Origin of the sequence: Cupriavidus oxalaticus, from assembly GCF_038900635.1 — a bacterium.
Classification (GTDB): Bacteria; Pseudomonadota; Gammaproteobacteria; order Burkholderiales; family Burkholderiaceae; genus Cupriavidus; species Cupriavidus oxalaticus_B.
Genome location: NZ_JAYMRX010000042.1, coordinates 23,422 through 30,302 on the forward strand (window position 1 = coordinate 23,422; position 6,881 = coordinate 30,302).

Annotated in this window: 6 protein-coding genes and 1 pseudogene; 6 read left to right on the plus strand and 1 reads right to left on the minus strand. The window is 53.8% G+C overall.

The window, feature by feature from the left end; all coding sequences use genetic code 11:
* Nucleotides 1–581 precede the first annotated feature (581 nt).
* The 5 genes from VSR71_RS33915 to ehuB all read left to right on the plus strand — a co-directional run bounded on the left by VSR71_RS33915 (nt 582) and on the right by ehuB (nt 5,944).
* The gene (locus VSR71_RS33915) at nt 582–1,781 is read left to right on the plus strand and encodes a M24 family metallopeptidase (RefSeq protein ID WP_115683843.1); all 1,200 of its coding nucleotides are present in this window, start codon (nt 582–584) and stop codon (nt 1,779–1,781) included.
* 14 nt (nt 1,782–1,795) lie between these two features.
* A complete protein-coding gene (locus VSR71_RS33920) occupies nt 1,796–2,809 on the plus strand; it encodes a succinylglutamate desuccinylase/aspartoacylase family protein (RefSeq protein WP_115683844.1) in 1,014 nt (337 codons plus the stop codon).
* A gap of 14 nt (nt 2,810–2,823) precedes the next feature.
* Nucleotides 2,824–4,074 (plus strand): threonine synthase, encoded by a 1,251-nt coding sequence (locus VSR71_RS33925; protein ID WP_232344347.1) that lies wholly within the window; start codon nt 2,824–2,826, stop codon nt 4,072–4,074.
* Nucleotides 4,075–4,203: 129 nt separating this feature from the next.
* Nucleotides 4,204–4,971, plus strand: a complete 768-nt coding sequence (locus VSR71_RS33930; RefSeq protein ID WP_115684026.1) for a hypothetical protein — start codon at nt 4,204–4,206, stop codon at nt 4,969–4,971.
* Nucleotides 4,972–5,071: 100 nt separating this feature from the next.
* Nucleotides 5,072–5,944: an ectoine/hydroxyectoine ABC transporter substrate-binding protein EhuB gene (gene ehuB / locus VSR71_RS33935; protein ID WP_115683845.1), complete on the plus strand. Its 873-nt coding sequence runs from the start codon at nt 5,072–5,074 to the stop codon at nt 5,942–5,944.
* Between the two features lie 146 nt (nt 5,945–6,090).
* On the opposite strand, the pseudogene VSR71_RS35445 reads toward ehuB, so the two are convergent.
* A pseudogene (locus tag VSR71_RS35445) lies at nt 6,091–6,465 on the minus strand (IS66 family transposase); the annotation flags it as partial.
* A gap of 141 nt (nt 6,466–6,606) precedes the next feature.
* Between VSR71_RS35445 and VSR71_RS33940 the strand changes: the two are divergent.
* Nucleotides 6,607–6,881, plus strand: a 275-nt coding sequence (locus VSR71_RS33940) for a helix-turn-helix domain-containing protein (protein WP_342917829.1), incomplete at its 3' end; no start/stop codon positions are given.

Genomic DNA, 6,881 nt, shown 5'->3' on the forward strand with positions numbered 1-6,881 from the left:
AAGCACATCAAGTGCTTGGATCGACCGTGTTCCGCTTGGGCGAATTCAGGGCGGCCCGTGCCCACATGGAGCAGGCTTTGAGTTGGTTGCCTTGGATCGGCACATCTTTTGGCGATTGTTGACCGTGGAAATGATCGACAGGCCTCGCGCTTGCTGTTTGATGCGTAGCACCGGAGTTTTCGATTGGCGCGAAGCTGCGCCTGCGCACGTCTTCGGATGGCGGTCCGGCCTCATCGCCCCAGCGGCACGCTGTGCGGTCTCCAGATAGTCTGGGCCGCCCTTGGGCGCGCGTCGCATGAGCGCATTCTCATATCGGCCAGTTTCATTTCAGCCATATGTGGACAATGCACAATTTTTGGAAAACCCCGATCGCCAATTCAATAGCCATGGAGCTACGTAGAGGGGCATGCATGGCACTTGGTGGCACTCGCAAGGCAAGGCTTGACATGATTGTGTCAGCATAGCATACTAGGTATATCTAGATGACGTTCGCCACACCTCTAAGGACAGAGTTGGAAGGAGGCGACTTTGTTGCTATTGCGCCGTTCCCGCAATAGCGGGATCAGCGCGGAGAAATCACGATGAATCAAAATTCCATTCCTGTCAAAATCGCTCGCCCACTTCCGCCTGCACCCGATGTCCCTCACGATGAACTTGAGGCGCGCTTGCGGATTATCCGCAAAGAGATGGAGCGAGATCATTTCGACGTGATCGTCCTTTCCGATAAGAAGAACATCCAATATTTCGCAGATTTTCACACGCTATCTTGGGCGTACAAAGCTCGACCGGTCTTCGGAATTATCACCGCAAATGACTTCTTTGTGTTGGGCAGCAAGACCGAGTCAAAGAATGTCAATTTAAAGCCTCGAGCATTTACAGCACAATATTATGACGGATACCTCGCTGAGGCCGTCGAGCTGGTGGTGAATAGCATTTGCAAGTCCTGCAAAGGCATTGCGCCTAGAATTGGCCTTGATTATGGGCAGGATATGGTCGGGGTCGGTTCATTAGAGCTCGTCGATACGCTGAATAATCTGTCTTCGGGCGGTAAAGTGCTGACCGCTGCGCAGACACTCTGGCGCGTTCGTCTTATCAAATCACCTTTTGAAGCTTCGCTAAAACGTACTGCGTTCGCTATCGTAAATGACGCCTTCGATCGCGCCATTGCAGACGCGCGCCTTGGGATGCCGGAGTACGAACTTTACCAGCGTATGCAAGCTGAAATTTTTCTGAATGGTGCCGAAAGCGCTGATCAGATAGCGATGCTATTCAGTAAAGGCGATTTCGCCTATGGCCGCCAACCTAGTGAAAGGCGGCTGGAACCAGGGCATTATATTTGGACGGACTTTCGAGCAACCTATGGCGGGTACCCAGCGGACAGAAACCGTACCGCACGAGCGGGTGAACCGGAGCAGTGGGAAAGAGAGACCTACACGCTTATGCGGGATTTGACTCATGCTCTCGCGCGTTCCGTCAGAGGTGGCATGACGTGCGCAGACGTCTACGCCAATTTTGGCAGACTGTGGAATAAATTCAAGCCTGGTCAGTTATATGGGGCGGTCTCTCGAATCGGTCATGGTGGCGGCATGGACGTGACTGAACCACCATCGCTTTCCTCCAGTGACCACACCGAAATCCGCCCTGGCATGATCCTACATATCGAGCCAAAGCTAGAACGAGATGGCGCAGTGTTCCAATTCGAAGAAGTGATATATGTGCGCGATGATGGCGTTGAATTCCTATCAGCACTGTCGCCAGAAGTAATTCCCGTGATTCTTTAAATAAAGGCTTAGTAATGTCGACACCAACGCGTATTTGGTCGCCGATCGATTTCAATCGTGACGGAAAGCAGTCCGATTGCCTACGGTTGCCGATTTCAACCGACCTATCGGCCTATGGCTGGATTCCAATTCCGGTTGTTTGTATCCGCAATGGCGACGGACCGACAGCGGTTCTCATCGCCGGAACGCACGGCGACGAGTATGAAGGGCAGATAGCCTTAATGGAGCTCGCGCGTTCTGTCGAGCCGAGCCAGATCCACGGCAGGATCATCATTCTTCCCGCACTTAACTATCCGGCTGTCGAGGCTGGGCGGCGCGTGTCCCCTATTGACGAGGGTAATCTAAACCGCGTCTATCCGGGAAAGGCACATGGTACCGCGACAGAAATGATCGCGCATTATGTTACTGAAGTCATCTTGCCCCTGGCGGATGTTGTTGTAGACCTTCATTCCGGAGGACGCTCACTTGAATATCAGCCTTGTGCTCTAATTCGTCCGTCTGCAGATCGTGAGCGCCATCGACAACTGCTAGAACTAGTGAAGGTTTTTAGCGCACCCGTGAGCTATTTGACTGATGGCAACGGCGGGGGAGGCAATACCACCTTAGCCGCAGCGGCCGAACTGTTGGGCGTCCCTGTCATCACGGCAGAGTTGGGAGGTGGTGCAACTTACCGTCAGAAGGGGAAAGACATCGCCAGTTCGGGTGTCAGACGACTTCTCAGCCATTTGGGGATTCGAAAGGACCGCGAAGTTGCTGTGGCCGATGAAACCCGCATGACTGACGTTCCGGGCCGGGAATATTATCTCTACGCCGAATCTGATGGGCTATTTGAACCGGCAGTTGCCGTCGGAGTTGATGTGACAGCGGGGCAGCATGCGGGGTACTTGCACTCATTCTGTCGCCCGACGGAGCCTCCAATCGCGCTGTCTTTTCCCGCTTCCGGGCTTATTGCGTGTCATCGTTTTCCAACCCTTACGCGGCGCGGCGACTGCCTTTACGGATTGATGCGAGACATTTCGGATAACTGAACTAGGCAATGACGATGAGCGGGACATCACTTAACTTGTACATCACCGGCATGAATTGCATCCGGTGCGGCACCTCGCATCCCATCGCCGACTATTTTGAAGGGTGCCCCGCTTGCTTGGCGGAGGGCTTTCCCGTTAGTGTCGCGCCACACTACGAGAAAGTCCCACACACTTATGACCGTGACCACCCTGAAGCATGGTTGGCCTATCCTGGCGGACCCTTCCTCGGCGAAGGGAGGACTCCGCTTGTTGCGTTACCTAAGTTGGCTGAGGAAATTGGCATTCGGGCGCTTTTCGCGAAGAACGAAAGTGCCAATCCGACCGGCTCCCACAAGGATCGGATGAGTGCTCTCTTTGTTCGGCGCGCTAAAGAAATCGGCGCGACCACCGTTTCAGCGGCGTCTAGTGGTAACGCCGGCGTCTCGCTCGCCGCATATGCAGCACGCGCTGGACTACGATGCGTGGTCGTCACTACGCCAAAAATGAGTGGCAACTGGCGCCGCGCTGTAGAAATGCATGGGGCTGAGCTGATCGCCACTGCGACTCCGGAGGAACGATGGGAACTTATTCGTCGTAAAGCCGTTGCGGGAGAGTGGTATCCGGCTACGAACTATTTGACACCTCCTGTGGGAAGTAATCCGTTTGGCGTAGACGGCTACCGAGCGATCGCGCTGGAATTATATGGTCAATGTGATGCTGATGCTCGGCCGACTGACATCATCGTCCCGACAGCGAGAGGCGACATCCTATGGGGTATCGCACGGGGTTATCTGGACCTTAAGAAGGCAGGCCTTGTTCCAACGGTGCCGAAGGTGCATGCCGTGGAGCCGTTTCCTCGAATCGCCCGGGTCTTCGATGGTGCAGACTTGCGAGGTGATTTCCCGGGGGAATCGAAAATGGCTTCAATTGGCGGATCTACTGTAACCTATCAGGCGCTGGAGGCATTGCGCTTGACCGGTGGAAGAATCGCGACCGTCGATGAGGCCGCGGTTATTAGTGATCAGCGGAAATTGGCACAAGCGGGACTCTATGCGGAACTTTCCAGTGTAGCAGCGCTGTCTGGCGTCAGGAGACTTGTCCGCCAGCGAACCGTTTCTTCCGAAGCACATGTGGTGCTCGTTGTTACTGCGCATGGGTACAAAGAGGACGCCCCTTACGATCACCCACTACCGATTGTTTCTGTCGAAGGAGGGCACAGTATCACTCGAAGCCGTCATGGGGAGCGCGCGAAGTTGACTGACTTGACAGCATACACCCACTATTGACCTATACTCTTTTGTCCGCGTTGTTGAAGTTAACCAGGATGACCCAGTGAACAAAAAGGGCTCGTCGGAACTGGTACCCATCGTGTTTCCATCATGCCATGGAATCCTATGAATCAGTGTAAGCTCCAAATGACAGCATCAGAACTCAAGCAAGGTGACAGTGGGGTGGGAGACGCTGACTCTCGTGAAAAAAAAAGGCCGGTTCTGGGAGTCATCAAGCTTGACTCCGGTGACGAAATGAAACAATCGTGCGAGAGTGGCCATGAGTCAGTGATGCCTTTCATGGTGGACGACCCAGCTCTATGGCCGGTGCCTTTAAGCAAGACCATTGCACAGGGTGCCGATGCAGTGTCCAACAAGATTCCGACTACCGCCGCTGCCAATGGCATTTTGGAGGCAGCTAAGCGACTCGATGGACGCACCGATCTGATCATCGGGAATTGCGGCTATATGTGGGCGTCCCGTGAACACCTATATGGGCAAACAGCTACGCCCGTATTGACCAGTGCGCTCGAATTTCTCGACCTCGCATTGCGCATGACTAAGTCGCCTGTTGGGATTATCACGTGGGACGCGAAGCCGCTTGTACCTCTATTGAAGAATCATTCGGGGTTTGACCGCCTTCGTTTTCTTAGCATCAATGACCTGCCTGACTGGGCGAACTGGGTCTTTGACCGGTGCGCCGACGAAAATCCATGCCGTTGGAGCAAAGACGGTATGGCCAGACAGTTGACTGAGTGCCTGGTTGAGGCGTTCGATAAGGACGGGGCTTTCAATAACATCGGTGTCTTGGTGCTGGAATGCACGTTGGTTCCGGATTTTCGGAAAAAAATCCGTGAAGTCACCTCTATTCCTGTATTAGATCTTCTTAATTTCGCGAAAACGGCACTAGCATAGGGTTTCTGGAGTAACGGTTCGGATATCGGATGATAGTCTTTCGCAGATCAGTTGCTAAAATGGCGCAATAAGCGCCACCTACTACAAGCAGGGGGCAAAGATGGTTTCATTCTCAAAAATGTTTATATATATTGCTGTGGCCATTGGCATGACGGCCTCAACGGCCGCGACGGCTCAGCAGACTAAGGAACGTGTTCTGCGAGAGAGTAGTATCAAGATTGGTATAACCAACAATTCGCCTTGGTCGTTTATTAATCCTGATGGCAGTGTTTCCGGTGTTCACCCGGACTTGATTAGGGCAGTTTTACGGCCCCTAGGAATCAAGAGCTTTGAATTTGTTAATATGGAGTTTGGCGCGCTTATTCCGAGCGTGCTTGCGAAAAAAGTCGACGTTGTTGCGGCCGGTATGGGTATCACCGCACCTCGGTGCAAGCAAGTAATTTTCAGTAACCCAGATCTTGCTAGCGTCGATGGGATGCTTGTTTTGAAAGGTAATCCGCTTAAAATTCACAGCTATGAAGATGTTATCGGCAATTCGGCCATTCGAATGGGCGGTGGTCGGGGCAGCTCCAATACCGAGAATGCAGTAGGCGCAGGCATTCCTCGAGAGCGGATGCAGTTGTTCCAGAGTGTTGATTCTGGAGTCGCCGCGCTCGTCGCGGGACGGATCGACGCTATCACGTTTGGTGCTGCAACTGTTGATACACTTCTTAAACAACCTGCGCTTAAGGATCGTATTGAACGCGCCGTTCCATTTAAAGGGCGCATACTAAAGAACGGTCGTGAGTCCGCTAACTATGGTGCCATGGTGTTTCGGCCCGAGGATGCCGATCTACGCGATGCATACAATGCGAGCTTCGCGAAATTGAAAGCTGATGGCACAGTTAAAAGCATCCTGGCAAAGTACGGTTTTCTGGAAGCACCCGAAGGTCTAACTGTTAAGGAACTGTGCTCGCCTGATTATTACAAGTAAAATGCAAGGGCGCGCGCATGTTCTAGTGCTATATCAGCGTAGTGGTGGCATTGATCCAATCATCTGATTGCGCGCACCGTATCCCGGAATCCGTGTCGAGGTGGATGGAATGGCGTCTTGCAACTTGGTCGGCCGGTTGTCCTCAACGCTATGCCACGCTCAATCGGGCGGCTCGGCGAAGCGGCCTGATGTGATCGCAACATAAACATGCCAGCTTGGCTCGGACATGGCGTATGACCCAGAAGCTAGTTAAGCCACAGCTCGGAGAAGCTGGACCGCCAGATCGAACTACTTGAACTGCGTTTTGAAGAACTCGAGGCCGACGAACACGCGGCACCGATCGAGATTCCCCAGGACGCCGCGCACGGTGCCGGAACAGGCGCAACGCAAGCCGTTGCCGGAACCGCATGCGGCGCAGCTTAGCGATCAGCAACTTGAGATGTTCGATTTCGGCCTTGTCCGTTGCCGCCCCCTGCCTTCTGCGATTTTACCAAGTCTTCCAGATGCCCGATGCATGCATCCCAGATGCCCGATGCATGCATCGCGGGTACGGTTCACCCACATAGGTAACAGAACAGTTCAAGCACATAGGTAACAGTTTTCTACCCTGCATGGGCGACTGCCACCGGGAGATGCCCATGCCCTGGAGTGAGCTCACACCTATGGAACAACGATTGTTGTTTGTTATCGATCAGCTGCAACGCAGGGATAGCGTGAGTGCGTTGTGCGAGCGCTATGGCATCAGCCGCAAGACCGGCTACAAGTGGATCGAGCGGTATGCGAACGAAGGCCTCAACGGGCTGAACGAAGGCAGCCGCTGCCGGCATGACCAAGAGCGGATTGCCTATCCGATCCGCCAGGCGGTCCTGCAATTGCGCGGGCATGGCGGCACGGAGTTGGGGCCGAAGAAGATCCAGAAACGGCTGGCCGAGCGGTT

Bases quoted from the DNA above. Each gene is read 5' to 3' on its own strand.
- VSR71_RS33915 (WP_115683843.1), top strand. From the start codon at position 582: ATGAATCAAAATTCCATTCCTGTCAAAATCGCTCGCCCACTTCCGCCT.
- VSR71_RS33920 (WP_115683844.1), top strand. From the start codon at position 1,796: ATGTCGACACCAACGCGTATTTGGTCGCCGATCGATTTCAATCGTGAC.
- VSR71_RS33925 (WP_232344347.1), top strand. From the start codon at position 2,824: ATGAGCGGGACATCACTTAACTTGTACATCACCGGCATGAATTGCATC.
- VSR71_RS33930 (WP_115684026.1), top strand. From the start codon at position 4,204: ATGACAGCATCAGAACTCAAGCAAGGTGACAGTGGGGTGGGAGACGCT.
- ehuB (WP_115683845.1), top strand. From the start codon at position 5,072: ATGGTTTCATTCTCAAAAATGTTTATATATATTGCTGTGGCCATTGGC.